The organism is Tenacibaculum aquaeponti, assembly GCF_057221555.1.
The window spans coordinates 3,751,034-3,775,133 of the sequence record NZ_CM170147.1; the positions used below are offsets into that span (position 1 = coordinate 3,751,034).

The 24,100-nt window shown below is 29.6% G+C and carries 26 protein-coding genes; 13 read left to right on the forward strand and 13 right to left on the reverse strand.

The window, feature by feature from the left end:
- Positions 1–99: 99 nt before the first annotated feature.
- The 6 genes from AC2TEO_RS17070 to AC2TEO_RS17095 all read right to left on the reverse strand — a co-directional run bounded on the left by AC2TEO_RS17070 (position 100) and on the right by AC2TEO_RS17095 (position 5,551).
- Positions 100–861 (reverse strand): hypothetical protein, encoded by a 762-nt coding sequence (locus AC2TEO_RS17070; RefSeq protein ID WP_442265978.1) that lies wholly within the window; start codon positions 859–861, stop codon positions 100–102.
- Positions 862–1,070: 209 nt separating this feature from the next.
- Positions 1,071–1,619, reverse strand: coding sequence for an NUDIX hydrolase (locus AC2TEO_RS17075; RefSeq protein WP_442265979.1), 549 nt, complete (start codon positions 1,617–1,619; stop codon positions 1,071–1,073).
- A 1-nt stretch (position 1,620) separates the two neighbouring features.
- Entirely contained in the window at positions 1,621–2,769 is a 1,149-nt protein-coding gene (locus AC2TEO_RS17080; RefSeq protein ID WP_442265980.1) for an aminotransferase class V-fold PLP-dependent enzyme, read from the reverse strand.
- Positions 2,770–2,879: 110 nt separating this feature from the next.
- A complete protein-coding gene (locus AC2TEO_RS17085; RefSeq protein WP_442265981.1) occupies positions 2,880–3,971 on the reverse strand; it encodes a M42 family metallopeptidase in 1,092 nt (363 codons plus the stop codon).
- A 15-nt stretch (positions 3,972–3,986) separates the two neighbouring features.
- A complete protein-coding gene (locus AC2TEO_RS17090) occupies positions 3,987–4,817 on the reverse strand; it encodes a lysophospholipid acyltransferase family protein (protein WP_442265982.1) in 831 nt (276 codons plus the stop codon).
- 41 nt (positions 4,818–4,858) lie between these two features.
- Positions 4,859–5,551, reverse strand: a complete 693-nt coding sequence (locus AC2TEO_RS17095; protein ID WP_484730868.1) for an NUDIX hydrolase — start codon at positions 5,549–5,551, stop codon at positions 4,859–4,861.
- A 25-nt stretch (positions 5,552–5,576) separates the two neighbouring features.
- Here AC2TEO_RS17095 and AC2TEO_RS17100 point away from each other — a divergent pair, with 25 nt between their 5' ends.
- Positions 5,577–5,873, forward strand: coding sequence for a hypothetical protein (locus AC2TEO_RS17100; RefSeq protein ID WP_442265984.1), 297 nt, complete (start codon positions 5,577–5,579; stop codon positions 5,871–5,873).
- 1 nt (position 5,874) lies between these two features.
- On the opposite strand, the gene AC2TEO_RS17105 is transcribed toward AC2TEO_RS17100, so the two are convergent.
- Both AC2TEO_RS17105 and AC2TEO_RS17110 read right to left on the reverse strand, forming a co-directional pair.
- Positions 5,875–6,180, reverse strand: coding sequence for a DUF6787 family protein (locus AC2TEO_RS17105; protein WP_442265985.1), 306 nt, complete (start codon positions 6,178–6,180; stop codon positions 5,875–5,877).
- 88 nt (positions 6,181–6,268) lie between these two features.
- A complete protein-coding gene (locus tag AC2TEO_RS17110) occupies positions 6,269–6,910 on the reverse strand; it encodes a DUF937 domain-containing protein (RefSeq protein ID WP_442265986.1) in 642 nt (213 codons plus the stop codon).
- 141 nt (positions 6,911–7,051) lie between these two features.
- Between AC2TEO_RS17110 and AC2TEO_RS17115 the strand changes: the two genes are divergently transcribed.
- The 6 genes from AC2TEO_RS17115 (at position 7,052) to AC2TEO_RS17140 (ending at position 12,728) form a co-directional block, all read left to right on the forward strand.
- Positions 7,052–8,377, forward strand: coding sequence for a dicarboxylate/amino acid:cation symporter (locus AC2TEO_RS17115; RefSeq protein WP_442265987.1), 1,326 nt, complete (start codon positions 7,052–7,054; stop codon positions 8,375–8,377).
- 124 nt (positions 8,378–8,501) lie between these two features.
- Positions 8,502–9,533: a glutathione synthase gene (gshB, locus tag AC2TEO_RS17120; protein WP_442265988.1), complete on the forward strand. Its 1,032-nt coding sequence runs from the start codon at positions 8,502–8,504 to the stop codon at positions 9,531–9,533.
- A gap of 11 nt (positions 9,534–9,544) precedes the next feature.
- Positions 9,545–10,384: a sulfurtransferase gene (locus AC2TEO_RS17125; RefSeq protein ID WP_442265989.1), complete on the forward strand. Its 840-nt coding sequence runs from the start codon at positions 9,545–9,547 to the stop codon at positions 10,382–10,384.
- A gap of 2 nt (positions 10,385–10,386) precedes the next feature.
- Complete coding sequence (locus tag AC2TEO_RS17130) at positions 10,387–10,713, forward strand: hypothetical protein (protein WP_442265990.1); 327 nt, start codon at positions 10,387–10,389, stop codon at positions 10,711–10,713.
- Positions 10,714–11,544, forward strand: coding sequence for an N-formylglutamate amidohydrolase (locus AC2TEO_RS17135; protein WP_442265991.1), 831 nt, complete (start codon positions 10,714–10,716; stop codon positions 11,542–11,544). It begins immediately after the preceding gene.
- Between the two features lie 29 nt (positions 11,545–11,573).
- Positions 11,574–12,728: a peptidase MATCAP family protein gene (locus AC2TEO_RS17140; protein WP_484730869.1), complete on the forward strand. Its 1,155-nt coding sequence runs from the start codon at positions 11,574–11,576 to the stop codon at positions 12,726–12,728.
- Positions 12,729–12,732: 4 nt separating this feature from the next.
- Here the strand turns inward: AC2TEO_RS17140 and AC2TEO_RS17145 are convergent, their stop codons facing one another.
- From AC2TEO_RS17145 to AC2TEO_RS17155, 3 genes are read right to left on the reverse strand one after another with little or no spacing between them, the layout of a single operon-like run.
- Positions 12,733–13,425, reverse strand: a complete 693-nt coding sequence (locus AC2TEO_RS17145) for an SMI1/KNR4 family protein (protein WP_442265993.1) — start codon at positions 13,423–13,425, stop codon at positions 12,733–12,735.
- Positions 13,425–14,075 carry an HAD family hydrolase gene (locus AC2TEO_RS17150; RefSeq protein ID WP_442265994.1) on the reverse strand — a complete coding sequence of 217 codons (651 nt, stop codon included), beginning with the start codon at positions 14,073–14,075 and terminating at the stop codon, positions 13,425–13,427. Before AC2TEO_RS17150 ends, AC2TEO_RS17145 begins: the two co-directional genes overlap by 1 nt.
- Entirely contained in the window at positions 14,076–14,492 is a 417-nt protein-coding gene (locus tag AC2TEO_RS17155) for a thiol-disulfide oxidoreductase DCC family protein (RefSeq protein ID WP_442265995.1), read from the reverse strand.
- 136 nt (positions 14,493–14,628) lie between these two features.
- Here AC2TEO_RS17155 and AC2TEO_RS17160 point away from each other — a divergent pair, with 136 nt between their 5' ends.
- The 6 genes from AC2TEO_RS17160 (at position 14,629) to AC2TEO_RS17185 (ending at position 22,061) form a co-directional block, all read left to right on the forward strand.
- Positions 14,629–15,330: an ABC transporter ATP-binding protein gene (locus AC2TEO_RS17160; protein ID WP_442265996.1), complete on the forward strand. Its 702-nt coding sequence runs from the start codon at positions 14,629–14,631 to the stop codon at positions 15,328–15,330.
- A 1-nt stretch (position 15,331) separates the two neighbouring features.
- A complete protein-coding gene (locus tag AC2TEO_RS17165) occupies positions 15,332–16,561 on the forward strand; it encodes an ABC transporter permease (protein ID WP_442265997.1) in 1,230 nt (409 codons plus the stop codon).
- 5 nt (positions 16,562–16,566) lie between these two features.
- Entirely contained in the window at positions 16,567–17,808 is a 1,242-nt protein-coding gene (locus AC2TEO_RS17170; protein WP_442267774.1) for an ABC transporter permease, read from the forward strand.
- 34 nt (positions 17,809–17,842) lie between these two features.
- Positions 17,843–18,964 carry an efflux RND transporter periplasmic adaptor subunit gene (locus tag AC2TEO_RS17175; RefSeq protein ID WP_442265998.1) on the forward strand — a complete coding sequence of 374 codons (1,122 nt, stop codon included), beginning with the start codon at positions 17,843–17,845 and terminating at the stop codon, positions 18,962–18,964.
- Positions 18,965–19,156: 192 nt separating this feature from the next.
- Positions 19,157–21,745 carry a DUF6923 family protein gene (locus tag AC2TEO_RS17180; protein ID WP_442265999.1) on the forward strand — a complete coding sequence of 863 codons (2,589 nt, stop codon included), beginning with the start codon at positions 19,157–19,159 and terminating at the stop codon, positions 21,743–21,745.
- Between the two features lie 190 nt (positions 21,746–21,935).
- Complete coding sequence (locus tag AC2TEO_RS17185) at positions 21,936–22,061, forward strand: hypothetical protein (protein WP_442266000.1); 126 nt, start codon at positions 21,936–21,938, stop codon at positions 22,059–22,061.
- A 145-nt stretch (positions 22,062–22,206) separates the two neighbouring features.
- On the opposite strand, the gene AC2TEO_RS17190 is transcribed toward AC2TEO_RS17185, so the two are convergent.
- Together AC2TEO_RS17190 and AC2TEO_RS17195 are read right to left on the reverse strand one after the other, a co-directional pair.
- Positions 22,207–23,094 (reverse strand): 3-hydroxybutyryl-CoA dehydrogenase, encoded by an 888-nt coding sequence (locus tag AC2TEO_RS17190; protein WP_299679613.1) that lies wholly within the window; start codon positions 23,092–23,094, stop codon positions 22,207–22,209.
- A gap of 32 nt (positions 23,095–23,126) precedes the next feature.
- Positions 23,127–24,092 (reverse strand): Gfo/Idh/MocA family protein, encoded by a 966-nt coding sequence (locus tag AC2TEO_RS17195; RefSeq protein ID WP_442266001.1) that lies wholly within the window; start codon positions 24,090–24,092, stop codon positions 23,127–23,129.
- Between the last annotated feature and the right edge of the window lie 8 nt (positions 24,093–24,100).

Consider the following 24,100-nt stretch of genomic DNA (forward strand, 5'->3'; position numbering starts at 1 on the left):
TAAGTATATAAAGTTTAATGTATCAATAAAAAAACACTAGTAAAAATAGAAATAAATCATATTTTACTAGTGTTTAAAGTGTAATAAAAATACTCTTATTTATGCTTCTTCTTTATTATTTTTCTGAGTCTTAATTAAAGTTATTAAGTTTTTAAGAGGCTTTTTAATGGTTGTTGATTTAGCTTTTTCTAAAACAGAAGTAGCTTTCTTTAACAATCTTTCATAGTCAGCATCTGGATATACTTGAATTAACTCTTTAAAATAGGTGTTAATACCATTAGCATAAGTTTCTTTTTCTTTTTCATAGAATGCATTTTCTTTGGTTGCTAGGTTTAGGTATTTTCCGTAGTTAATCATTAACTTTTTAATGCGAGATTTTATTTTATCATCTAACTCTTCGTCTTTTACATCTTTTGAATTTGCTAAAATTTGATCAAATTCTATGTCGAAAGCGGCCAATTGTAACCCTAATCCAAACTGCCAAATTTCAAGCATTTCTTTACCATATAAATATTTATCACTTGAATCGGTAATATTATAGATTTGATTCATGTTTTTCCATTGTGATAAGAAATCAGAAGCAATCTTATTTTTTTGATTAAAGTTTAATTTATTGTTGTCTAAAAGAACTCTGTAATTTTGTGGGTTAGTTAATTTTTCAAGTACAATTCTTTGCTCAGGATTATCGAATGTTGGCTTAGTTTCATTACCTTCATAGGCATAGCGTAAATCGAAAATAACTTTATCATAATCATTAACATCCCAGTATTCTTTGTTAACAGGAAAATTATGTTTCTCAGTAGAACAACTAATAAAATATATTGCAGCTAATAATACTATAAAAACATTAGTTCTTTTCATTAGGAGAAATTTTTAGTTTTTAAATTGTGAGGCAAATTTATAAAACTGATTATTTTGTGAATGAGCTTTTAGTGTTAAGTGTATGTATAACAACTAGAATAGAAAAAAAAGTGTTTTTTTAAGTATAAAATGCTCTTTTTTGATGACTTTTAAATAAAGTGTTTAGGTTTTTTAACAGGACTAAGTGTTAAAAATATATCTATATTAATTTAGTTCTCTTTCAATTTAGAAATAATTGCGTTAAAAACATTTTCATAATATGTGCTATATTCGGGGAGTAGTATGTTTTGATATAGAGAAGTATTATTTAAAATATCTAAGTCATATAATTTTAAACCAGCTACTTCACTTTCTTGGATCGTTAATGTTTCTACAGGTACTTTTAGTTCAGCAATAAATACATGATGAAATTCATTATCTATAATTCCATTAGGATGATTTACTTGATGTTTTCTTGTTCCTATTTTAATTAAATTTTCTGGAGAAATATGATAGCCAATTTCTTCTTGTACTTCTCTAAGTGCGGCTTCTTCAATAATTTCTCCTGCACCAATATGACCTGCTACTGAAATATCCCACAATCCAGGGAAAACTTTTTTGGTAAAAGCCCTTTGTTGAAGTAGTATTTTACGATCAGTAGTATAAATCCAAATATGAACAGTAGGATGGAAGTAACCGTATTTATGTGCTTCAGATTTTAAACAAGTTTTTCCGGTATAATTTCCTTGTTCATCAACGATGTCAATTAATTCATCCATATTAAGAGATTTCAGAAAGAATACATGTAGTTAGTTTTTCAAAATGGGCTTCAGTATTGTATAAATGACAAGAAATTCGAATATAATCACCTCTAAAAGAAACAAATATTTTCTCATGAGCTAATCTTTCTTTTAAAGCACTTTTGTTAATAGATTCAGGTAGTTTAATTCCAAATAAGTGTTTAGCTCTATAGGTATCTTCTTCAATTTCGCATCCAGCTTTTTTAAGCTGAGAAACAGAAGATGCTGTTATTTTATGGCAATATTCTTGAAGATCTGATGCTTTCCATTTTAACAATTGAGTGATCGCAGCTATTTGCATTTGGATATAAATAAAACTTCCGTGTTCACCAACAGAATAGCGATTTGCCAATGCTTTGTAGTTGGATTCATAATTGGTAAGATTGGTTAAATTTTCGCTACCTAATCGATTTGCCCAGTTTTCTTCAATTGGATTTCCGTCATCAAAATAAGATCCGAAATAGGCATAACCACAACCATAAGGTCCGAAAAGCCACTTGTAACCAGCACAAACCATAGCATCAGGTTGAATTTCTTCAACAGAAAAAGGTAAGGCTCCTACAGATTGACTTCCATCTACAATTAATAGTGCATTATGCTGTTTGGTTTTTTTACGAATAGCTTTCAAATCAAAAATAGTTCCGTTTGCCCAATGAATATTTCCTAGAGCAATTAATCCAGTATTATCATTTATAGCATTTAATATTGCTTCGTTCCATAGTTTTCCGTTAATTTCTTGTTGAACTATTTTAAGTTTAGCATTGTGTTTTTTAGCTAATTTTTCCCAAACATAATAATTACTAGGGAACTGTTCTTCAATTAATACAATTTCACTGTTTTCCTTTAAAGAAATGTTATGGGCAATAGTTGCTAATCCGTAAGAAACAGAAGGAATGTTTGCAATCCTGTTATAATCCTTTACATTAATGAGTTGAGCAAAAAGTTGCTTTAACTCGGTAACAGGATTAAAGAAATCTGAACTTGGTATTAAGTAAGGTTTGCTTTTTTCTTTTACAGCTCTAAGTCCTGCTTCTTCAATACTTTTGAAAGAAGGAGATAGGCTTGCTATATTCAGGTAAGTTACATCTTCTGGAAGATCAAATAAATGCTTTTGATTTGTTAAATTCATTTGAATTGATTTTCCATAAAAATAAAAAATGTCATTTTGAACTTTAGTTAAAATCGTTAGAGATTTTTAAACTTGTTCAAAATGACACAAAATTAATATTGCTGTTATTTTTATTTGAAATAAGAGAAATCTTCTCCGCTTTCAATTTTTAATAAAGCTTGATATATCATTTTTATCACATTCTCTACATCTTCTCTATGAACCATTTCTACAGTTGTGTGCATATATCTTAGAGGTAAAGAAATTAAAGCAGAAGCAACTCCTCCGTTACTGTAAGCAAAAGCATCAGTATCAGTTCCGGTAGCTCTAGATAAAGCAGAACGTTGGAAAGGAATATTATTTTCTTCGGCTCCTTCGATAATTAAATCACGAAGTTTTTGTTGTACAGCTGGAGCATAAGCTACAACCGGACCTTTACCAATTTCTAAATGACCTTGTTTTTTTTGGTCGATCATTGGAGTAGTAGTATCATGAGTTACATCAGTCACAATGGCTACATTTGGCTTAATAGTTTGCGTAATCATTTCAGCACCACGTAAACCTATTTCCTCTTGAACTGAGTTAGTAATATATAAACCGAAAGGTAATTCTTTTTTATTCTCATGAAGTAAACGAGCAACTTCAGCAATCATAAAACCACCCATTCTATTGTCTAAAGCTCTACAAACGAATTTATCTCCGTTTAATACATGAAATTCATCTGGATATGTAATTACACAACCCACATGAACACCTAAAGCTTCAACTTCTTCTTTGTTTGCACATCCAACATCTATAAAAATGTTATCTGGTTTTGGTGGAGTTTCATTTCCTCGATCTCTAGTATGAATTGCAGGCCAACCAAACACACCTTTTACAATTCCATTTTTAGTGTGAATATTTACAACTTTACTTGGTGCAATTTGGTGGTCACTTCCACCATTTCTAATGACATAAATTAATCCGTTATCTGAAATATAATTTACATACCAAGAAATTTCATCTGCATGCCCTTCGATTACTACTTTATATTTTGCATCTGGATTAATAACTCCAACTGCACTACCGTATGTATCGGTAATAAAATCATCAACATATGGTTTTAAGTAATCCATCCATATTTTCTGACCTTCCCACTCGTATCCTGTAGGAGCAGCGTTATTTAAGTATTTTTCTAAAAAATCAAGTGATTTTTCGTTTAAAATAGATTTGTTTTCTCCCATTATAGTATATGTTAATTATTCTTCTTCCTCTTTACCAGAATCAGGTCCCCAAAAACGTCTTTTTTCTCGATATTCTTGTTCTTCTTTTATCTGTTCTGGAGTTAAAACTTTTAAGAAAGAAGGGTGTTGTTCTATAGCGTATTCGATTTTTTCTACAATACTAGCAACATCTTCGTTTTCATAATCAATTTCTAAAGGCTCTTTAATCACCATAGATTGAAGAACATTTCTTTTTTTAATCATTAATCCTTTTTTATCAAAAGAACGTCTGAATCCATCAATTACAATTGGAACAACAGTTGGTTTAAAAGTTTTAATAATGTGTGCAGTTCCTCTTCGTATTGGTTTAAAAGGGGTTGTAGTACCTTGTGGGAATGTAATTACCCAACCATCGTTTAATGCTTTTCCTATATTAGAGATATCAGACATTTTTACTTGTCTTTTAACATCTTTACCAGCATTTCTCCAAGTTCTTTCTACAGAAACAGAACCTACATAAGCAAAAACTCTAGGTAAAAAACCAGAACGCATAGTTTCTCCTGCGGCTACATAGTAAATATTTAATTTAGGTTTCCATAAGTAACCAATATTCTTAATATTATCATCTCTACCTTTTAAGGCTGCATTAAAAACATGAATCATAGCAGCTACATCAGCAAAATAAGTTTGATGATTAGATATGAATAATATGTTTTTATCTGGTAATTGTCTTAATATGTCTGAACCTTCTATTTGTAATTCATTAAAACTTCTATAACGACCATGAGAAATAATTCCTAAAATTTGAATTAATAATCTCTTTATGAATAAGATATGGCCAAAAGGATTCCTTTTAAACAGGGGCATAAAAACTTCTTTAGTTAAACAAATTTACAAAACATTTTTAATCATGATTCTTTTATTAAATCTTTTATTTCAGATAGAATCATAGCTGTAGCTCCCCAAACCACTTGTTCATTTAATAAAAAACAGGGAACTGCTATTTTTTTCATGTAAGAAGTGTCTAGTTCAACAGATGATATTTTTGAATCATCTAATAAGTCATCTAGTTGTACTTCAATTATTTCTGCAACTTCTTCGTTGGTAACGTAGTTTGGTTTATTGTTTAAGTATCCAATGAAAGGAGTTACCATAAAATTGCTTGGTGGAATATAAGTATCTGAAATTTGTCGAATAAGTTGTACACTATTTCTGTCGACTCCAACTTCTTCTTCTAATTCTCGTAAAGCGGTATCGGCAAAAGTTTTATCTTCTTCGTCTGCTTTTCCTCCTGGAAAACTAATTTGAGCAGAATGTGTACCCTTATAACTAGCTCTTTTAGTAAGTAAAAAAACAGTTTTTCCTTCAGAATCTGGATAAAAAAGACAAAGTACAGCTGCTTTTCTAGGATTACTCTTTTTAATAGTTTCCTCAGAGATTTTAATTCTTATTTCAGGAACTAATTTAAATTGAGAGGTAATTCCTCCTAAATCGTTGTTTTTTATTGCGTTTATTTGATTTTTAAAATATGTAAAATCCATTAAAGGTGTTACTTTTTCTAGTTTAATGTGTCTAATATAATGGCTTGAAGTTTGATTCAAGTTAATAAATAACTAAAATACAAATATGAATAGAGAAAATAAATACCAAAAATTATTCTTAAGTATTCTTTTTGATCTTATTGGATATGCTTCTTTTTTAATTCCAGTATTAGCTGAGTTTACAGATATTATTTGGGCACCTGCTTCAGCTTATATTATGACCAAAATGTATAAAGGAAATCAAGGAAAGATAGCCGGAGCAATTTCTTTTATTGAAGAAATTTTACCAGGATTAGATATCATACCAACTTTTACTTTAATGTGGCTATATACTTATGTGTTAAAAGGAAAAAAAGAAACTAAGAAAATAATTGATGTTTAAGTTATTTCTTGAATAAGAAACCTAAACCTAGTCGAGATAGAAATTTCTTTTCAAATTCCCAAAAGAATTTAAACTGACCGAATAACCAACCAACTATTGGTAAAGTAGTTTGATAAATAGGGAATATTAATAGTATTCTTAAAGGATAATAAATCCAAGGGTTTAAAGTTTCTGGTGATAAACCAAGAAAACTTGTAATTGGTTTAGCAACCCAAGCAGAAAATGAACCATTAATGGCAAATACTATTAAGACGGCAACTACATCCCAAGTTGTTTTAAGTCCCCAACGTTCTTTTAATTTATCCACAGAAAAAAATTAAATAAAGGGCAAATGTATACAAAAGAAAAAGGGTAAACAAGCATGTTTACCCTTTTGTTGTTATATAAACTGAATCTTATTTCTTACCAAATAAACCACCTAAAAGTCCACCAAGTAAACCTCCAGATTTTTTCTGACTACCACCTAATATCATACCAGCAACATCATCGATAACACTACCGTCACCATCTGCATCTAAAATTTTCTCTAAGAAACTTTGTTCTTGTTGATTACTATTTCCGCCTAACATTCCACCTAACAAATCACCAATTCCACCAGCATTGCTTACTCCGTTTTGTCTTGATTGCTTTCCTAAAACTCCCATTAAGATTGGAGCAGCAGTTTTTAAAATATTTCCAACAGCACCAATATCCATTCCAGTTTTCTGACCAATAACTTGTTCAACTCCTTGTTGTTTAGACCCTAAAACATGTCCTAAAATTTTACCACCATCATTAACTACATCATTGTTTACACCACCATTAAACAAATCACCAAGGTTGTCTAATATTCCACCATCGTGTTTATTTAAAGCTCCCATTAATCCTTCAGCTCCTTGAGGTGTAGCTGCATTACGTTGCATTGCTTTCATTAAAACAGGTAAAGCCATTGTTAAAACGCTTCCTGTTTTACTGCTATCTTGTCCCGTAGATCCAGCAACTCCATTAATGATAGTTTTACCCATTGGGCTATTTAGTAAGTCTAAAATTCCTTCCATTTTTTTGATTTTAATATTAATTATACAGTTATACTGACACAATATACAAAAACAAAGTCACAATTTTCTTGTAAATTATAGATATGCTAATTGTATTCAATTTTATATTTTTACAAACATTACTCAAACCAAAATAAACAAATGAAGAAATTAGCATTACACTGGAAAATTATCATAGGAATGATTCTTGGTATAATTTTCGGTTTTTTAATGAATACTATAGATGGAGGTAAAGGATTTGTCTCAAGTTGGATTGCACCTTTTGGAAAAATTTTCATTAATCTGCTTAAATTGATAGCAGTACCTTTGATCTTAGCATCACTTATAAAAGGTATTTCGGATTTGAAAGATATCTCTAAGATAAAATCAATGGGGTTAAGAACATTAGGTATATACGTTACTACTACCTTAGTTGCTATTATTATAGGTTTAGGTATTGTAAATACAGTGAAACCAGGGGTTGGAATGTCCAAAGAAACAATAGAAAAGATTAAAGAAAAATATGCAAGTGATGCTGGTGTTGCAGATAAGTTACAAAAAGCTTCAGATCAAAGAGGAGCAGGACCTTTACAAGCTTTAGTTGATATTTTTCCTAGTAATATTTTTAAGTCATTTGTAAATGCTTCAATGTTACAGGTGATCTTTTTCGCACTTTTTGTTGGAATTAGTTTACTATTAATTGCAGAAGAAAAAGCAAAACCTTTAATTAGTTTTTTCGACTCATTAAATGAAGTTGTAATGAAGATGGTAGATTTAATAATGTTATTTGCTCCTTATGCTGTTTTCGCTTTATTGGCTAATGTTATAATTGCGTTTGATGACACTGAAATATTAGTAAAATTATTATGGTATTCAATGTGTGTTGTTTTTGGTTTAGCTTTAATGGTAGGTTTTTATCTTTTATTAATTAAAGTTTATGTAAAAAAATCTCCACTATGGTTTTTACAAAAGATTAGTCCAGCACAATTATTAGCGTTTTCAACGAGTTCGAGTGCTGCAACTTTACCAGTAACTATGGAACGTGTAGAAGAACATGTAGGAGTGGATAAAGAAGTTTCTGGTTTTGTATTGCCAGTTGGAGCAACAGTAAATATGGATGGTACCAGTTTATATCAAGGGATTGCAGCTGTTTTTATAATGCAAGTAATTTGGCCTGAAGGATTAACATTTACAAACCAATTAACTATCATTTTAACTGCCTTATTAGCATCAATAGGTTCTGCAGCTGTTCCAAGTGCAGGAATGGTAATGCTAGTTATTGTTTTAGAATCTGTAGGATTTCCAAGTGAATTGTTACCTATAGGTTTAGCATTAATTTTTGCTGTTGATAGGCCATTGGATATGTGTAGAACAGTAATTAATGTTACAGGTGATGCAACTGTAGCTACAATGATAGCAAAATCAGTAGGAAAACTTGGTGAACCAAAACCAAAAAACTGGGATGATCATTACGATGAAGTAAAATAATTTTTATTTCTTTCTTGTAAATAAAAAAATAGTAATTTTATAAACACCAATACTCTATAAAGTACTTGGTGTTTTTTAATCTATAATAACCAAAAAATAAACTAACTAAATCAATAATTCTTAGATGAATATTTGTTTTTTAATGTATCCTTGGGAAGAGATTAATCCAGATAAAGATTCTTCTCTTACTCTTATTTACGAATGCGCAAAAAGAGGTCATGGTGTTGCCATTTGTACTCCTTCTAATTTAACAATACGAAATAGTGTAACAAACGCTTTTTGTACAATTATTAATAGAATGGATAAAGTACCATCTTCTATAAAATCATATTATAAAAAAGCAACAACAAGAGAAGAAATGTTGCCTTTAGCTGGGTTTGATGCTATTTTTATGAGAGCAAACCCTCCTTTAGATCCATTAATGTTAAATTTTTTAGATTCAGTTAAAGATGATGTATTTGTTATCAATTCTGTTCAAGGAATGAGAGAAGCAAATAATAAATTATATACGGCTGTTTTTGAGGATCCTAATAATGAGATAATTCCTGTTACTCACGTGTCGAAAAATAAGAATTATCTGATCAAAACTATAGAAGAGTCGAATTCAGATAAGATGATATTAAAACCTTTAAACGGGTATGGAGGTTCTGGAGTAATTCTAATTGAAAAATCCGCAATGGGCAATATTAATTCCTTGTTAGATTTCTACATTAGTAAAAGTGATGGGTCTTCTGATTATGTAATTTTACAGGAGTATATTGAAGGTGCTGAAAAAGGAGATGTTCGTATTTTAATGTTAAACGGATTGCCAATTGGAGCCATGAAACGTATTCCAGGAGAAAAAGATCATAGATCAAATATAACAGCAGGAGGTAGAGTTGAAAAGCATCGGTTAACACCAGCAGAGAAAATCTTATGTAAAAAAATTGGTCCGAAATTAGTTAAGGATGGATTGTATTTTGTTGGAATTGATGTGATTAATGGAAAGTTAGTTGAAGTGAATGTAATGAGTCCTGGTGGAATAACTTATATCAATAAAGTTTCAAAAGTAAAACTTCAAGAAAAAGTAATCGATTTTTTAGAAAGTAAAGTGTTAGAGAAGAATGCTTCTTTCAGAAGAATGACAGATTTAAAGCGTAGAGTAGAAGAAGCTTAAAATTATTAGTAATGTTACAAATAGAAAAGCCTATAGTTTCTGTACAATGGCTTCATGAAAATATAGATAATAATGATTTAATTATTTTTGATGCAACTATACCTAAGGTAACTTCTAATACTATTTCTAATACTAAAAAAGAAATTATTCCTAAAGCAATATTTTTTGATTTAAAAGGAGTGTTTTTAGATAAAGATGGTAAATTTCCTAATACTTTTCCAGAAACATCTTATTTTGAAGAAAAAGCTCAAGAAATAGGAGTGAATAAAGATAGTTGTATCGTAGTTTACGATGACTTAGGAATTTATTCTTCAGCACGGGTTTGGTTCTTATTCAAAACTTTTGGTTTTAGTAATATTGCTGTCTTAGATGGTGGTCTTCCTGAATGGAAAAATCAAAATTTACCAATTCAAGAAGAATTTACTACTAAACTAAATAGAGGAAATTTTAAAGCTGAATTTCAAAGCAAAAAAGTAACATTTACTAAAGATGTTTTATCGAACATTGAAAAGAAAAATTATTGTTTAGCAGATGCTAGATCTAAAGAGCGTTTTTATGCAGAAGTAAAGGAGCCACGAGAAGGATTACGAGGCGGTCATATTCCAGGCTCATGTAGTTTACCACATACAGAATTAAAAGAAAAAGGGAAGATGAAAACTATGAGTCAATTGAAGGATATTTTTAAAACTATAAATCCTACAAATAAATCATTTATCTTTTCTTGTGGAACAGGAATAACAGCTTGTATTCTTGCTTTAGGATTGGAGATTACAGGAGAAAATAATTATACTGTTTACGACGGTTCGTGGACAGAGTGGGGAAGTTCCCTAAACTTACCAATTGAAATATAAATATGAGTATAGATTGGACAAAAACTGAGTTTGAAGCATACGTTTTATTATATGCAGCACAATGTAATATCATAGAAACAGAAGAAGAAAGAGAATATATTCTTTCTAAAGTAGATGAGAGAACATTTAACAAAATACATACTCAAATTGTTTTTGATAAAGAAGAAGATATTATAGAAAATATTAAAGAGTATTTGGTAATTCATAAATATGCTCAAGAAGAAAAAAGAGCATTAATTAAAGATATAAAAGAAGTCTTTTTTGCAGATGGAACCGTAGATAAAGTTGAGAAGTCGATCTTTAAAACACTACAAAAGATATTGAATTAAATGGAGAGATTATCAGTTCAAGAAATTATTCGAAAAATTACTTCTGAAGAGGTTTTTGAAGCCGTTTCAAAAGATTATTCATTTACTATAAAGATTGATAGTTATGTACCATATGTTTGTGGAGCAGTACATGATGGACATCAATTTAGAAAAGAATTGTGGAGTAATTGTTTGCATACTGAATATGATCGTTGGTATGAAGAAGATCCTTGTACAAAACAAATGATAGCATTTCACCCGATTGTTATTGCTGGTTTAGATTCTCGATTTGAATACGATTTAAATAGAGCTCCAGATAATGCAATTTATGAAGATGCCTGGGGAAAACAACTTTGGAAAACTTCATTACCAGGTGAACAGAAAAGTAAAAGTTTACAAAAACATTCTGCATTTTATAAAGTTGTTCATGCTTTAATACATAAAATAGAAGATAAATTCGGCATGTGTATTGTTTATGATATGCATAGTTATAATTGGCAACGTTGGGATAGAGAAGTGCCAACTTGGAATTTAGGTACATCTAATGTTGATCAAATTCGTTTTAAACAAGAAATAGAAAGTTGGCGAGCAATTTTAGAAGAAATGCCTTTGCCTAAAGGAATAAAATCTACTTCAAAAATTAATGATACTTTTCAAGGAAATGGGTATTTCTTAAAATATATTACTCAAAACTTTAAGAACACTTTGGTTTTGGCTACTGAAATAGCTAAAGTTTATTGCGATGAACTCAATCAAATTATATATCCTGAAGTTGTACACGCTGTAAAAGTTTATTTAGATGTAATGTTAAAAGAACATGCAGAAACTTTTTATGCTAAACATAAATCTTAACTTTGCTGTATTGAGTTTTTTTAATGATAATGGATACTTCTGTAAAAGCACAAAAACTATTGGATATAGACAAGCAAATAGATACGCTTGTTAAGAAAATTGAATTATTGAGATATGTAAATCCTGTTAATATAGAAGAGGAAAAACAAAAGTTTTTTGCTTCAAAATATTTAACAGATCCAGATTTTAAATATCCAAAAAGAGATTTCGATAAATTTAAATTGCATAGTCAGTTTTTTGCTTTAGAACTAGAGGCTATACAAGACGAGAGAATTAGAAATTTATATGAAGAAATTATTTATTTCTACTCAGGATTAATTCAATGTATAGAAACAATTGGAGAAGGAAAGAAGTTTTACTACAATAGTTTGCGATCTTTTGGTTCTCCTACAGAGACCGATGTAGAAAATGCAAAATTCATTCTTCATTTTGAAGATGATACGGAAAACAATTCTATTTTTCAACCAAAATATTCACCATCAGAAGCCGAGGCAATCTTTAAAACTTATGGAGAGAAGTATGACTTTGATTTTAATATCAAACATTCTTCAACTATGAGTGCTATAGCAATGGTGTTAAATAGTACAAAGAGTTTAGTTGTTAATAGCAATCATACCTATTCTGAAAATGAAATGGCCATTTTAACCAATCATGAAATTGGAGTTCATATGGTGACTACAATGAATGGTTTAGAACATGATTTAAAAGTCTTTTCTCATGGATTTCCAAATAACGAAGAAACTCAAGAAGGTTTAGCAGTTTTTAGTGAATATATGTCTGGAAATTTAACGATAAAGCGATTAAAAGAATTAGCTTATCGAGTTTTAGCTGTGAATGGTTTAGCAAAAGGATATTCGTTTTCCAAAACATTTAGATTGCTTCATAATACTTACGATTTAGATAGAGAAGCTGCTTTTTATATAACTTTAAGAGCTTATAGAGGAGGAGGTTTTACAAAAGATTATTTATATCTAACTGGGTTAAAAAAGATTTATAATTATCATAAAGAAGGTAAAGATTTAGGAATATTATTAACAGGAAAAGTAACACTGGAATTTGCAGATGATATTAAGTATTTAATAAATCAAGGTTATGCTGTACCATCAAAATTCATTACAGATTCTTATGCAGTGAATGATAATTCAAATACAACGATAAACTTTATTTTAGATAATTTAAAGTAAAAGATTATTCAACAGAAGTTGAATCGTTGCTGATAACGGTTGAGATTTCAGATTTGTGAGTTAAAAGTAAATCTAACCATTGGTTAAAATTATCAACTCCATAATAGAGTTTCTTCTCTTTATTATTGAAATAAGCTATTGGCCATTCACCGTTTTTATTAGATTCATCTTCAGTTAACCAACACCAAATACCATCTTTAGAATCTTCTGAGGTTAAACATAAGATAGAATTAGTATTTATTTTAAATCCATCTTCATCTTCAATTTTTCGATCTGTAGTTTTTAGATATTTAGATAAAAATATTGGTTTTTCTATACTTAAAATTTTATTATTGTATACTGAACCTCCGTTGCCAAAATGTTCTAAAAAAGTAATATAAGATTTCGGAAAAATTAAATCTAATTTTAGTTCAAATTCTTTAATATCAGTGTTCTTCAGTTTTTTTCCTATTTTTTGATGCTTTTCATAATCATCGAGCAATTTAATTATTTGCTCCATAGTGTAATCTTCAGTTTTAGTATCTAAAGTAACAGAATCAATCTGATCTCTAACTTTTTTTACCATCTGAAGTTTCTCGGCTACATTTTTCTTTTCTGCATTGGATTTCGATCTTTTAGATATGTATATAGACAAACCTCCAAATGATAATATAAAAATAAGCGTAATAAAAAACGCTTTTAATGACGTTGCTTTCATTAAAATAAATCAATTAATTCTTTGTAATCAGAGATTACCATATCGGCATTTTCTAAAGTTTGGTTTGTAACTATAGGATTATCATAACCTACAACAAACACACCAGCGTCATTTGCTGCTTTAATACCGTTGTCTGAATCTTCAATTACTATACATTCCTCTTTATTATAACCTCCCAAATGTACAGCTTTTTCAAATATCTCAGGGTGTGGTTTAGAGGCCTTTAAATCTGCTCCGCTAATTTTAGCTTTAAAATATTTCTGAAGATTAAACCTGTCAAATACTCTATTTATATTAACCATAGCAGAAGAAGATGCTAAAACTAAAACATATCCTTTACTATAAAAGTATTTAATTAAATCTTCAACGCCATCTATCAATTTTAAATTTGGATCAGTTTCAAAAAAATCAACATATCGTTTTCTTTTATTTAAAACTAAATCTTCTGGTTGCTCATTTAAATTAAAATGTGCTACTAATTTTTGGAATGCATTTAAAGTTGAAGAACCTGTAAATGATGTATACAAAGTTTCGTTAACTTCAAGGTTTAAAGATTCAAAAACTTGATAATAAGCTTTTTTATGTAATTCTTCTGAATCTATTATTACACCATCCATATCAAAAATTACACATTTTAAATCTTGTACCATTTAATTTAAAAATTTAGATGTTAACTCTGGGGTTGGTATCATACACTGTTCTTTTTTACCAAACCATTTATAACGATTTTTGGCTATAAAATCGTAGGCAAGATTACGCAAAGGTTTTGGAATTAACCAAAAAAAATAAGTTAATTTCCAAATACTTCCGAAGCTATTCATAATTTTTAATGCTGCAGAAGATTTAATGTAATAAGAAGAGGACGGTTTATAAAGGATAATTGAATCTATTTCTGAAGTATTAATTTTTAAATGTTCAAGTATTGTTTTTCCAGTTTCAGATTGTAAAGATGTAAATAAAAAGTTATTCTTCTTATCGTACCTAATAACTTTAAGCACAAAATCATTACATAGATTACAAATACCATCAAAAAGTATGATTTGTTTATCCTTTGGGAAATCAATCATAAAACAATGTTTTAATCTTTTTTACAAAATTACGATAACTTCTTGTAACAAATTTTAATTGTCAGCGTCTAGTGTTTGTATGTATGCAATATTAGGTTTTTTGTGTACTTATTTTAAAGTAAAACTAACTAACCATATGATTCGAATAGAAGGACTACACAAATCTTATCCAATAGGAAAAGAATCGCTACATGTATTAAAAGGACTTGATTTACATATTAAAGAGGGTGAATTTGTATCTATTATGGGATCTTCAGGTTCTGGAAAATCAACATTATTAAATATCGTTGGTTTATTAGATAGCCATGATGAAGGGAATTATTACTTAAACGGACAACTAATTCAAAACCTAAACGAAAAAAAGGCTGCTATTTTAAGAAATAAGTTTCTTGGGTTTGTTTTTCAATCTTTTAATTTGATTTCATACAAGACAGCTGTTGAAAATGTAGCACTTCCATTGTACTATAAAGGTATGGGGAGAAAAGAACGATTAAAAATAGCTCAAGAATATTTAGAAAAGGTAGAGCTTGGACCTTGGGCTAATCACTTACCTAATGAATTATCTGGAGGACAAAAACAGAGAGTGGCAATTGCTAGAGCTCTAGTAACAAAACCTAAAGTAATCTTAGCTGATGAGCCAACTGGAGCATTAGATTCTAAAACAACAGATTCTGTTATGGATCTTTTAAAAGGAATTAATGATGAAGGGATGACAGTTTTTGTAATTACTCATGAGGAAGATGTAGCAGAACAAACCAATAGAATTGTTCGATTAAAAGATGGAGTAATTATAAGTGACGAGTATACAAAAAAACACGATTTGAAAAAAGTTTATTAGTATGTTCGATTTAGATTCTTGGCGAGAGATATTTCAAAGTATCAACAAAAATAAACTTAGAACTATACTTTCTGGGTTTACAATTTCATTTGCAATATTATTATTTACATTACTTTTTGGAATTGTAAATGGACTTCAGAATTTTTTTACTCAAGCTTTTGTTGATGACGCAAATAATTCAATGTTTGTAAGAGTTTGGAAAACTACTAAACCGTATAAAGGGTTACAATCTGGTAGACGAATAAAACTTAGAAATAAAGATTTAGATTATATCGTAGATAATTATTCTGATAAGATTCAATATATATCAGCAAGAAAATACTTAAGTGCTCAGGTTGTTTATAAAAATAATCAAGATAATTATAACATTAGAGCAGTTCATCCAGATCATAGATATTTAGAAAAAACGATCATTGATGAAGGAAGATTTATTAATCAGTTAGATTTAAATCAGAAAAATAAAGTTATAGTTATAGGTCGTTTAGTAAAAAAAGATCTTTTTGGTGAACGAGTAGCTTTAGGTAAATATGTTAACGTTAATGATATATCCTATAAAATAGTTGGGGTTTTTTCTGATGAAGGAGGAGATAGAGAAGAGCGAAATATATATATGCCAATTACAACTGCACAAAAATTATATGGGAATAATGATTTTATAGATAATATTTTAATTGGATATAATCCGAGACTTACGATTGATAGAGCCTTATCATTTGGAAATGGATTAGAAAGAGATTTAAAACAACGATTAGATATACATCCTGATGATCAAAGCGCTTTGTTTATTAGAAATATGGCCGAAGCGAATAAAGGGGTAGGTCAGTTAACAACAGCATTATTCTTTATTGTGATTTTTGTAGGTTCTGGAACATTAATAGCAGGAATTATTGGAATTAGTAATATTATGATTTTTTCTATTAAAGAAAGAACAAAAGAATTTGGGATAAGAAAGGCATTGGGAGCTAAGCCCGTTTCAATAATAGGAATGGTGGTAAAAGAATCACTTTTAATAACTGGTTTAGCTGGGTATTTTGGACTTTTACTCGGAACTTTTATACTGGATCAAATAGGAGATGGATTAGAGAAATATTTCATTTATAATCCTAGTGTAAGTACAGGAATAGTTGTAGGAGCTACAATTATTTTAATATTAGCTGGTTTACTTGCAGGGTATTTGCCAGCAAAAAGAGCCGCACAAATCAAACCAATTGTAGCACTAAGAGCAGATTAATTATGATTAAATTTTTATTTGATTCAGATACTTGGCAAGAGATTTACGGAGGAATTCGTAAAAACAAAACTCGTACAGTGATTACGATTATTGGAGTGCTTTGGGGAATATTCTTGTTAGTTGTTCTTTTAGGAGCTGCAAGAGGAATGGAAAATAATTTTAAAAATTTATTTGGTGATTTTGCAACAAACAGCCTAGTAGTTTGGACACAAAGAACTGAAAAACCTTTTAAAGGATTTCAAAAAGGTCGAAGAATACAATTAAAAACAAAAGATGTTGATGTATTACAAGAAGAATTTAAAGGACGTTTAAAGTATATTGTACCAAGATGTCAAACCATGAATTTAATGGTAAATGGTTTTAAATCTGGAGATTTTCAAGTTAGTGGAGATTATCCAGTACTTGATAAAGTACAGAAGAAAAATTTGATTTACGGAAGATTTCTAAATCAGAATGATATTGATAATAAAACTAAAGTGACTGTAATAGAAGAAAATATTTATAAACAGTTATTTGAAAAAAATGAAGATCCGATCAATCAATATATCATTATTAATAATGTAAACTATAAAGTAGTTGGAGTTTATAAATCTGGAGCAATTGATTTTGATGGTGATACAGCTTACATACCATTTACTACTTTTCAACAAATTTATAATAGAGGAAATAGAATTGATTGGATGATGATTACTGCTGAAGAAGGAATAGATATTGAACAGTTTGAATTAGATATTCAATTAGCTTTAAAAAACCTACATACGGTAGATCCTGAAGATAATAAAGCATTAGGTGGGATCAACTTAGGAAAAGAAATAGGAAAATTTACAGGTTTCCTTACTGGAATGCAATTTTTAACTTGGTTTGTAGGAATCGCAACATTAATAGCAGGAGTTTTTGCAATTGGAAATATCTTATTGATTACGGTGAAAGAGAGAACCAAAGAAATTGGAATACGAAGAGCACTAGGAGCAACTCCAATAGAAATTAGATTACAAGTAATACTAGAATCAATTTTCTTAACTGTTGTTGCAGGAATGTTAGGAATCATTTTCGGAGGTCTTGTCCTTTATGGAATAGATAAAGCATTTGCAACAGGTCCAGATGCGGCCTTATTAAATCCTACAGTAAATATTCCAATTATTTTAATAGCATTTGGAATTCTTATAGTATTAGGAACTTCAATAGGATTAATACCAGCTTATATGGCAACATTAATAAAACCAATAGAAGCATTAAGAGAAGAATAAAAAAAATAGTAATCAGACTTTATAAACAAATAAAATGAGTAAAAGAGCCAAAATTATATTAATAATTGTAGCAATTCTGTTTGCAGCCGTTTTAATCTGGTTTGCGAAAAAGAACAAGAAGAACGTGGTTGAGTATGAAACCGAGAAACCGTTTAAAACTAGTATCGTTAAAAAAACAGTAGCAACAGGTAAGGTTATACCATTAGAAGAAGTTGAAATTAAGCCTCAAATTGCAGGAATCGTAGATCGAGTTTTAGTAGAAGAAGGTCAAATAGTTAAAGCAGGAGATTTAATAGCAACTGTGAGAGTGGTACCAAATGTTGAAGCATTAAATTCAGCAAATAACGAAATAAAAAATGCACAATTGTCATACGAAAATGCCAAAACACAATTTGATCGTAATAGAAGCCTTTTTGAAAAAGGGGTGATTTCTAGGCAAGAATTTGAAAATTCGGAGTTGTCGTTCAATAATGCAAAGCAACGTTTATCGAATGCAAAATCTAATATGGATATTATTAAAAGAGGTACTACAGCTGGATTAGGAAGTGCTGCAAATACAAATATTAGAGCAACTTCTTCAGGAATGATTGTTGAAATACCAGTTAAAAAAGGATATCAAGTAATTCAAAGTAATAGTTTTAATGCAGGAACTACAATTGCGACTATCGCTGATATGAATAAAATGATTTTCGAAGGAAAAGTAGATGAATCTGAAGTTGGAAAGCTAGTAAGAGGAACAAAGCTTCAAGTGTCTCTCGGAGCCATTGAAAATAAAAAGTTTCCAGCTGAATTGAATTTCATAGCACCTAAAGGAACAGAAGAAGCAGGAGCAGTTCAGTTTAAAATTAAAGCAGATGTTACTTTAGATGATAGTAACTTTATAAGAGCCGGATATTCTGCTAATGCAGATATTGTTTTAGAGAAAAAAGATAGTGTTTTAGCTATAAAAGAGGCTTTATTACGTTTTGATAAAAAAACAGAAAAACCTTATGTTGAAATTAAGAAGGAAGATGGAAAGTTTGAAAAGAAAGAATTAGAGTTAGGTATTTCAGATGGTGTAAATATTGAGGTGAAATCTGGTGTTACTTCAGCAGATGAAATAAAAATATGGAATAAAGCATCTAAAGATAAAAAAGACAAAGAAAAGGATAATTAATAAATTATTATAGATAAACAACAAAAGGAGCTATTAAATAGCTCCTTTTGTTGTTTATAATGAAGTTTGTCTGATTATTTGTGTATTTGAACGTGTATAAAGTGCAAAACAGTATTTTTCCTTTACAAAAGGAATGTTAAAGTTGTAAATTGCTGTAAACATTATTGTTAACCCCCAATAAACTACTTTGTCATGAAGAATTTTTCCCCAATAATCACTAAAAAATTAATTTTAATATTAATAGTTTTATTTCATCAAAATACTTTTACGCAAATTAATGAGCCTTTTAACTGTGTAACTGAAGCATATTTATTTCAAACAAACGATGTTTATACTGTAAATTTAGCTTCTGGTAGTTCTTCATTAGATGGAATAGATTTAGCGTTAGATAATATTAATGCTGTAGGATATAATGAAAAGGATGGGTATATATGGGGATCTTTACGATTTCCAGATAATACGATTATTAGAGTAGGAAAAGATTATAGTACAACTACTTTTTTAATACCCGGAGCTTCTTATTCTTATGTTGGTGATGTAAACCAAAACGGGATATACTATTTAAGAAATTCTAGTAATTCTTATTACACAATAGATTTAGATCCAAGTTCTCCTACATATTTAACTAAATTAGGAACCCAAACAATTAGTAAGTCCATAAATGTTCATGATTGGGCTTTTAATGCAGTTGATGGAAAATTATATACTGTTGAAAAGAATACGAATAATTTATACAGAATTGATACAAATACAAATGTAGTAGAAACATTAGGAGAAGTTCCAATTTTATCAGGTTTAAGTTATACATATGGAGCTGTATATTTTGATGTTGATGGGAATTTTTATGTTTCAGCAAATCAAACGGGTACTGTTTATATTATAAAAGAAGTTCAAAATGTTACTAGTAGTCTCGATATGAATTCTAATTTGTTTGCATTTGGGCCGTCTAGTAATAGTAATGATGGTGCAAGATGTCCTACAGCTCCAGTTCCCCAAGAAGATTGTAGTAATGGATTAGATGACGACGGAGACGGATTGGTAGATTGTGATGATCCTTCTTGTTCTGGTGTTGCAAGCTGTCCAACTATTTCTCCGACATCAAGCGGTAATGGAGGAGGTTTAGAAAGTAATAATCGCTTATCAATTCAAATTAATAAAAGAAATATTAATAGGATAAAAGCTAATTATACTTTTGATGTAGCAAAAGCTAGGAAGATTGAAAAAAATAGTTTTTATGCTAGAAGATCAAATAATCAAAATATATCACTTTGGGATTTAGTTCCAATGGATGTTATATCTGGAACAACAGCGGTGGAAAGTTCTCCAGATGATTTGGTAGATATTACTAATGCAACAGATATAGTTTCAGTTGATTATATAAGAGATAACAAAGGATATGGTACTTTATTATTATTAAAGACAGAAAATAAAGTGTATGAACATACAAAGCATATTTGTGATCGTTTTACAGGTGCTGAGTTATTATCGGTATCAAATATGGAAATAAATGATGGTCTTTTTATTAAATCTAGAGTAAAACAACCAGATGGTTCTGTTGAGTTTGTTGCTAGTTTTTCTGTTAGAGAGTCAGATGATAATACTTCTTTTATAGTTGAATCTCATTGGAATTTAGATAAATATGAAGATAAAGGGTATTATAATTTTCAAGTTTGGGCTAGTTCTATAGATGATTTATATAACCTTTCTCAAGAAGTATTGAATCTTCTAGAGGTTCAAAAACCAATTAGTGAGTACAGAAGTTCAGAGGCACCTCCTGTATTTATAAAAAAAGCAGCATATAAAAGAGGAGGTAAGATCGATTTAGAAATTATCAATAATTTAAAACCATCAACAATTATAATTGAAGGTAATAAAAGAGTAACCGAAACAGCAGCAAGCGAGTCAGTAACTTTTAATGTTGATTTAACTGGTTATATTAATAATGTAACTTTAGATATTGGAAATATTTATGACTTTGGTTTCAGACTTCGTAATCAGTACGATTTAACACCCGATGATTTATTTCTTTCAGATGGTACTTGGGGAATAGATAATAGTTCTCAGACTTTTATAAATACATTTAACGTAATTGTAAATAATGAATCTGAAGAAGAAAATGTATATAAAATTGAAAGAAATATTAACCTTACAGCAACAACAAACCAAGATGTTTCTATTTATAGATCTTTAACACCAAAATTTGAAGGGGTTAATTTATCTGAATTCGATCAAATTTCTTTTGATGCCAAAGGAGTTGGAAAAATGAAAATACTTTTTGTTAAAGAGAGTATAGCAAATTGGGAAGATCAACCATATATAACGGTTAATCTAACGGAGCATTTAAAGAACTATGTATTGTTTAAAGGAGATATTGTTTCTAATTTAAGCGGTGAAGTAAATTTGAATGATGTAAAGATGTTATTTATAACTTTAGTAGCTGAAGATGGTAGTATGGTTGATAAGAGTTTAGAGCTTGCCAATTTCAAGTTCTCTAAACAAGCAACCGCTTCTGTAAAAAATGAATCTCAGTTAGAAACTGCAAAAGTAAGTCCTAATCCAGTTATAGAAAGTACAATATTCACTTTTAATTCAGTAAATACCAACGACTATAGTTTTGAAATATTTAATGTTTTAGGAAAGCAAGTTCACAAAGAAAAAATTATAGCTAAAGTTGGAAGTAACACAATATTCTTTAATAGAAATCAATTAGCTTCTGGTATTTATTTTTATAGAATCAGTTCTAAAGAAAGAGAGATGAATGGTAAATTAATTTTTAAATAAAATAAGTAAGGTAGCTTTATTGTTTTACGTTTATAAACAAGATAATTATCTTAATTTGGTTTAACGAGTGATTAATACCACTTATCGATTAAATAGCTACTAAAAGTCTAAAAACTAATTTATCAACCTTAAAGCTTTTGTAATTTAGCCAGTGTAAGAAGTAAGTAAGAATCCCAAAAAAAACAAAATTATGAGAGTTTTTCAAATGTTAAATGAAATATTAGTTAGATTATTTACAGCAGAGAATACATCAAAAATGAGTGTACAAAAGATTCCAGTTTATTCAAATGAAAATAAATACCCTTTTAATAAATAAAAACTACAAATGTTCGTATAATCCCCAATTATCACATTTAAATGTTTTCCCCTTATTGCATCTAAAGAACATGTAATTCCCCAACAAAAAAAAGGAACTCTTATTTTAGAGTTCCTTTTTCATTTGTATAATTAAAACTAAAAGTTTATTGAAACATTTTAGCAACGTTTTCAGCTTTTCTACTTTCGCTATAGTCATAAAAACCTTCTCCAGATTTTACTCCTAATTTACCAGCAGTTACCATATTTACTAATAATGGACATGGTGCGTATTTTGGATTTTTAAATCCATCATACATTACGTTTAAAATAGATAAACATACATCTAAACCAATAAAATCAGCTAATTGTAATGGTCCCATTGGATGTGCCATACCTAATTTCATTACGGTATCTATTTCTTTAACACCAGCAACTCCATTGTATAAAGTTTCAATAGATTCATTAATCATTGGCATTAAAATTCTATTAGCCACAAAACCTGGATAATCATTTACTTCTACAGGAACTTTTTTTATCTTTTCAGTAAGTTCTACTATAGTGTTGTTTACTTCATCAGAAGTATTATATCCTCTAATAATTTCTACTAACTTCATAATAGGAACAGGATTCATAAAATGCATTCCTATTACTTTTTCTGGTCTGTTTGTAGCGGCAGCGATTTGTGTAATTGAGATAGAAGAAGTGTTTGTTGCAAGAATAGTATCTTCCCCACAAACCTCATCTAAATCTTTAAAAATTTTTAATTTTAAATCGATGTTTTCAGTAGCAGCTTCAACAACTAAACCAACCGATTGTACACCTTCTTTAATAGATGTATGAGTGGTAATGTTGCTTAAAGTATCTTCTTTATCTTGAGCAGATATTTTTTCTTTAGCTACCATACGATCTAAGTTTTTAGAAATCGTAGCTAAACCTTTGTCTAAAGCTGCTTGAGATATGTCTATTAATTGAACATTGTAACCAAATTGAGCAAATGTGTGGGCAATTCCATTTCCCATAGTACCTGCACCAATTACTGCAATATTTTTCATGTAAGATTTAATTTTAGTGTTGTTTTGGATTATTATTTTGAAAAACAATCGATAATTTGATGTGCCACTCGTAAAGCTTCTGTTCCTTGAGTTAAGGAAACGATCGGAGTAGTTTTATTGTGAATTGCATCTGCAAACGAATTCAACTCATCTAAAATCGCATTGTTTGATTCTATCTTTGGGTTTTCAAAATAGATTTGTTTTTTTATTCCTTCAGCATTTTGCAAAATCATAGCAAAATCATCTGGTATTTCAGGCGCGTCTTTCATTTTAACTACTTCAGATTTCTTTTCTAAAAAGTCGACAGAAATGTAAGCATCTTTTTGAAAAAAGCGCGTTTTTCTCATATTCTTCATTGAAATTCTACTCGAAGTTAAATTGGCAACACAACCATTTTCAAATTCTATTCTGGCGTTTGCGATATCTGGAGTTTCAGAAATAACAGAAACACCACTTGCGGAAATATTTTTTACTTTAGATTTTACTACAGAAAGAATAATATCAATGTCATGAATCATTAAATCTAATACTACAGGAACATCTGTTCCTCTAGGATTAAATTCGGCTAATCGATGAGTTTCAATAAACATAGGATTTTCGATGATGTCTTTTACTGCAGTAAAAGCAGGATTAAAACGTTCTACATGTCCTACTTGCCCGCGTACATGATTCTGACTTGCTAAAGTTCGAATTGCTTCTGCTTCTTGTATGGTATTTGTGATAGGTTTTTCAATAAAAATGTGTTTTCCTTTCTCTATAGCTTGTTTTGCACAATCGAAATGAGAAAGTGTGGGAGTTACAATATCGACAACATCAACTGCATCGATTAAGCTTTCTACAGTGTCAAAATATTTGTAGCCGTATTCAGTAACTACTTTATCTGCATTTTCTTTGTTAGGATCGTAAAATCCAACGAGTTCGTATTTATCAGATTCTTGTAAAAGGCGTAGGTGAATTTTTCCTAAATGACCTGCACCTAAAACTCCAGCTTTTAGCATAAATTTCA

Bases quoted from the DNA above. Each gene is read 5' to 3' on its own strand.
- AC2TEO_RS17070 (WP_442265978.1), bottom strand. From the start codon at position 861: ATGAAAAGAACTAATGTTTTTATAGTATTATTAGCTGCAATATATTTT.
- AC2TEO_RS17075 (WP_442265979.1), bottom strand. From the start codon at position 1,619: ATGGATGAATTAATTGACATCGTTGATGAACAAGGAAATTATACCGGA.
- AC2TEO_RS17080 (WP_442265980.1), bottom strand. From the start codon at position 2,769: ATGAATTTAACAAATCAAAAGCATTTATTTGATCTTCCAGAAGATGTA.
- AC2TEO_RS17085 (WP_442265981.1), bottom strand. From the start codon at position 3,971: ATGGGAGAAAACAAATCTATTTTAAACGAAAAATCACTTGATTTTTTA.
- AC2TEO_RS17090 (WP_442265982.1), bottom strand. From the start codon at position 4,817: ATGCCCCTGTTTAAAAGGAATCCTTTTGGCCATATCTTATTCATAAAG.
- AC2TEO_RS17100 (WP_442265984.1), top strand. From the start codon at position 5,577: ATGAATAGAGAAAATAAATACCAAAAATTATTCTTAAGTATTCTTTTT.
- AC2TEO_RS17110 (WP_442265986.1), bottom strand. From the start codon at position 6,910: ATGGAAGGAATTTTAGACTTACTAAATAGCCCAATGGGTAAAACTATC.
- AC2TEO_RS17115 (WP_442265987.1), top strand. From the start codon at position 7,052: ATGAAGAAATTAGCATTACACTGGAAAATTATCATAGGAATGATTCTT.
- gshB (WP_442265988.1), top strand. From the start codon at position 8,502: ATGAATATTTGTTTTTTAATGTATCCTTGGGAAGAGATTAATCCAGAT.
- AC2TEO_RS17125 (WP_442265989.1), top strand. From the start codon at position 9,545: ATGTTACAAATAGAAAAGCCTATAGTTTCTGTACAATGGCTTCATGAA.
- AC2TEO_RS17130 (WP_442265990.1), top strand. From the start codon at position 10,387: ATGAGTATAGATTGGACAAAAACTGAGTTTGAAGCATACGTTTTATTA.
- AC2TEO_RS17135 (WP_442265991.1), top strand. From the start codon at position 10,714: ATGGAGAGATTATCAGTTCAAGAAATTATTCGAAAAATTACTTCTGAA.
- AC2TEO_RS17140 (WP_484730869.1), top strand. From the start codon at position 11,574: ATGGATACTTCTGTAAAAGCACAAAAACTATTGGATATAGACAAGCAA.
- AC2TEO_RS17145 (WP_442265993.1), bottom strand. From the start codon at position 13,425: ATGAAAGCAACGTCATTAAAAGCGTTTTTTATTACGCTTATTTTTATA.
- AC2TEO_RS17150 (WP_442265994.1), bottom strand. From the start codon at position 14,075: ATGGTACAAGATTTAAAATGTGTAATTTTTGATATGGATGGTGTAATA.
- AC2TEO_RS17155 (WP_442265995.1), bottom strand. From the start codon at position 14,492: ATGATTGATTTCCCAAAGGATAAACAAATCATACTTTTTGATGGTATT.
- AC2TEO_RS17160 (WP_442265996.1), top strand. From the start codon at position 14,629: ATGATTCGAATAGAAGGACTACACAAATCTTATCCAATAGGAAAAGAA.
- AC2TEO_RS17165 (WP_442265997.1), top strand. From the start codon at position 15,332: ATGTTCGATTTAGATTCTTGGCGAGAGATATTTCAAAGTATCAACAAA.
- AC2TEO_RS17175 (WP_442265998.1), top strand. From the start codon at position 17,843: ATGAGTAAAAGAGCCAAAATTATATTAATAATTGTAGCAATTCTGTTT.
- AC2TEO_RS17180 (WP_442265999.1), top strand. From the start codon at position 19,157: ATGAAGAATTTTTCCCCAATAATCACTAAAAAATTAATTTTAATATTA.
- AC2TEO_RS17185 (WP_442266000.1), top strand. From the start codon at position 21,936: ATGAGAGTTTTTCAAATGTTAAATGAAATATTAGTTAGATTATTTACA.
- AC2TEO_RS17190 (WP_299679613.1), bottom strand. From the start codon at position 23,094: ATGAAAAATATTGCAGTAATTGGTGCAGGTACTATGGGAAATGGAATT.
- AC2TEO_RS17195 (WP_442266001.1), bottom strand. From the start codon at position 24,092: ATGCTAAAAGCTGGAGTTTTAGGTGCAGGTCATTTAGGAAAAATTCAC.